We start from the raw sequence: 249 nt of genomic DNA, 5'->3' as shown, positions 1-249 counted from the left end.
AAGAAAGAAAATGAGTGAGTTGAAAGCTAATTTAAAATGGAATAACTGGGATGCATATAAAGAGCATCTTCTAAAAACTAAGGAAGATATGACGATGGAAGTAGTTGAAGATATAGATAGGGAAACAGACAATATTGTAATGAATATACCGGTCCCAAAAGAAGAAAAAGAGTTTTTTATTAAGGGGTTGGTAGTAGGAAATGTACAATCAGGAAAAACATTAAATTACTCAGGAGTTATAAATAAAGC

Annotated in this window: 1 protein-coding gene; it reads left to right on the top strand. The window is 30.9% G+C overall.

Features of this window, described 5'->3' with window-relative positions:
- Window positions 1-10: 10 nt before the first annotated feature.
- On the top strand, window positions 11-249 hold a 239-nt coding region (locus GJQ66_RS13495; protein ID WP_155049698.1), incomplete at its 3' end, for a hypothetical protein.

Source organism: Microbacterium sp. ZXX196, from assembly GCF_009709595.1.
GTDB classification, from domain to species: Bacteria; Actinomycetota; Actinomycetes; order Actinomycetales; family Microbacteriaceae; genus Microbacterium; species Microbacterium excoecariae.
Note: the sequence above shows the minus strand (reverse complement) of the source record. Positions and strands in the feature narration are given on the sequence as shown.